Origin of the sequence: Muriicola sp., from assembly GCF_041567615.1 — a bacterium.
In the GTDB taxonomy this organism is placed as follows: Bacteria; Bacteroidota; Bacteroidia; order Flavobacteriales; family Flavobacteriaceae; genus Muriicola.
Map to the genome: position 1 here is coordinate 1 of NZ_JBFGBM010000242.1, position 3,067 is coordinate 3,067.

Annotated in this window: 2 protein-coding genes and 1 pseudogene; all 3 read right to left on the reverse strand. The window is 48.4% G+C overall.

Features of this window, described 5'->3' with window-relative positions:
* Positions 1–652, reverse strand: a pseudogene (locus tag ABYP73_RS12530) (glycosyl hydrolase family 30); the annotation flags it as partial.
* 57 nt (positions 653–709) lie between these two features.
* Positions 710–1,876: a glycosyl hydrolase family 17 protein gene (locus ABYP73_RS12535; protein WP_372946029.1), complete on the reverse strand. Its 1,167-nt coding sequence runs from the start codon at positions 1,874–1,876 to the stop codon at positions 710–712.
* Between the two features lie 116 nt (positions 1,877–1,992).
* On the reverse strand, positions 1,993–3,067 hold a 1,075-nt coding region (locus ABYP73_RS12540), incomplete at its 5' end, for a glycoside hydrolase family 3 C-terminal domain-containing protein (protein WP_372974554.1).

Consider the following 3,067-nt stretch of genomic DNA (forward strand, 5'->3'; position numbering starts at 1 on the left):
GTTCATTCTCTACTGTAAATGCCCATATATCGATCCCTTCCTCCTTGTAGGCTTCGAGGTATTTGGAGAAGAACAAGGCCCATGTCTCACGGTACTCCGGCAGCAATTTACCCCCTCGCCAGTCCTTGTTGTCCTTCATCCAGGGTGGGGCCGTCCAGGGGGAAGCCACGATCCTGAACCCTTCAGAGGAGACCTCCATGGCCTCTTTGATGAAAGGAATGATATCATCCTTGTCCTCATCAATACTGAAATACAACAAGTCGTGGTCTCCTTCTACAGAGGCGTAGGAATAATTATTCAGGGAGAAATCACATGAATTCATATGGGTCCTGGTCAGGGAATACTTTGCCCCTTCATCCCCAAAATAAGCTTCAATGACCTTCTTCCTGTTTTCTGGTCCAAGGGCGTTGAGCAGGGACGCCGATGCCTCGGTGAACGACCCTCCGAATCCCGTGATTTTTTGATATTCCTGATCAGGGATGATCTGAATTACCGGCAGGTTATCCGAAACATTGAATTCCGCGACCGGAGTCATTTTATTTCCTCCGGCAGAAGTCTCAAAAACTTGCACCTCCAATTTCTGTTCTACCGAACAACCCCCTGCGATCAAGCTGATAATCAAGATAATTTGAATTGAGTTTAACTTTTTCATTGTACTGGTATTTCTATTACCGTGCCGCACGACAGGCCACTGACCTTCCTGCGAGATTCACTCTCCCACCATAGGAGGAACAAGGACTTCCTGCATCACTGCATCCTGATCCCCGTCAAATGTCTTAGTGATCGTATTTCCGTTGCGTGTAAGCCCATCGAAAATGCCTTTATCCACCAGATTCCATAAGGCGTATTTAGCCTTGCCCTCAACCGTGAACAATCCAAAATGGTTTTCAGAACCCTTCGGATTATGAGCATCTTTCCAGGGTTCGTCAAAAGCTTCGAAATAAAAACATGAGATTCCTTCAGCATTGGTCCATTCCCGCATCAAGTGGTAGTACTTCGCCTCCTTGTATTCATCAGTAGCCCTGGATCCCTTAGGCCCGTAGTGCCCATCCGAAATGCTGGCCCATCCGGTTTCTCCTATGTGGACAGGCTTATCCACACCAAGGCTTTTCATATGTGCCTCGACGGCCCTGTATTGTTTCTGTGCGAATTCCAGGGCTCTAGCCATGGCTGCATCTATTTTCTCCAGGTCTGACGATTCAGCCTCCTCCTCTGGCACCTTCCAGAATTCGGGGTTGTAATGAGAGTTGTGATAGGGATAGGTATGCATGGAGATATAGTCGACTGCCTTGATCAATTTTGCAAGGTCTTCCGTATGGTAGCTCTCATCTCCTCCACCCCATGAGGCAAAATCATCGGAACTGGTAATCCAGAGATCTTTCGGGAGTTTCCCGGATTTCTTGAGTTCCTGCAGGTGGTTCACCCATTTTAGGATAACAGAGGGTTGAACGTAATAACTCGCAGCCCATCTCACCATCGCCTCATTTCCCACGGCGAGTACCTTCACGATGTCAGGATATTGATTGACCAGTTCAACAGCCGTGGCAATCTCCTTTGCATTCCTGGCACTTTCGGCGTTGTGATCTGGTTCTTTGCCGGTCCAGGCATTCTTGCAGTCGATCCAGGCCCCCAGCATCACATACATCTCAAAGGAAGGGTCGGATTCCTTCAATTCCCGAATGGCCTTCAACAGGTTGGACGCCTGCGCAAGATGCACATTATAGGTGCGGACGATCCGAATCCCCATGGCATGCAGGATCCTCATATCATCTTTGAGTTCATTAAGAGTGGGTTGGTTATCCCTCGTCTTTGTCCGATACCCCCCATAGGAAATAGCCAGATACTCAGGGTTTCCAAGAATGTCCTTTGCATTCATGTTTTTTGATATTTGCGATTGTTTAGTCTCTGTTTTCTCAGGGGTTTCTTTACAGGCCGTGCCTGAGATCAGTGCAAAAACAGCGATTAATAATTTGATTGAACATTTCATTGTCTTCATTTTCCCGTTGTGGTGTCATTTTCTGACGTCTCGTCCCTGTAATTCAACCCAAATCCAAAGGGAAACAAGGGTTTCACAGAGTCATCCCAGAAATTGGGTCCGTATTTCCCTTTATAATCCTCTTCAGAAGCGGGCCATGCATGTGGCAACGTACCTTTAAAGTCGAATTCCCCGAAAAGGACCTCCGCAATTCCATCCCCTTCAGACCCCGGTAACCAGGCAGCCACAAAGGCTTCCGATTTGTTTATTTGATCAGTCGTCACCAAAGGGCGGCCCGAGATAAACAGGGTGACCACCTTTACCCCAAGGTTCACATAGGTGTTGATGTAATTCTGATGCTCTTCGGTAAGGGTCAGTTGATAGGCGTCTATCTCGCCGCCAATATCGCCAAATAATTCCGCATAGGGGGTTTCACCGACCACTATGATGGCTACATCGGCGTCTTTGTGGGCCCCTGTAGCATCTTTGTCGTAAAGGACCTCACCTTCAGCCAACTTCTCGATCCCCTGAAGGATGGATGTGGAGCCTGCATAACTCTCTAAGGATCCCTGCCAGTTGATCGACCAGCCCCCGGATTGCAATCCGGTATTATCCCCGTGTTCTCCTACGACCACTATTTTGGGTATGTTCTTGTCCAGGGGCAGGATATGCTCCTTGTTTTTAAGCAGAACCAGGGATTCTCTCACTGCCTGCCGTGCCACATCCCGGTGAGCCTGAATACCTATCTGAGGGATCAAAGAGGCATCCGGAAAGGGGTTTTCAAAGACCCCAAGCCTGAATTTTTGGGTTAGGATCCGTCTTACGGCATCATCGATCCGTTCCATAGGTACCTCTCCGCTTTCAACGCCTGCTTTGAGCCCATCGTGAAACATTTGAAGGTCACCGTCCACGGCCATGACCACGTCAATACCGGCATTAATGATCTCGTTTTCTCCAAATCGGGAATACGCCTTCCAGTCGGATACCATGATCCCGTCAAACCCCAGTTCACCTTTCAAAACATCCGAAATCCAGTATTCGTGGGCATGCATAAAATGTCCGGACATACTGTTAAAGGAAGCCATGACCGAA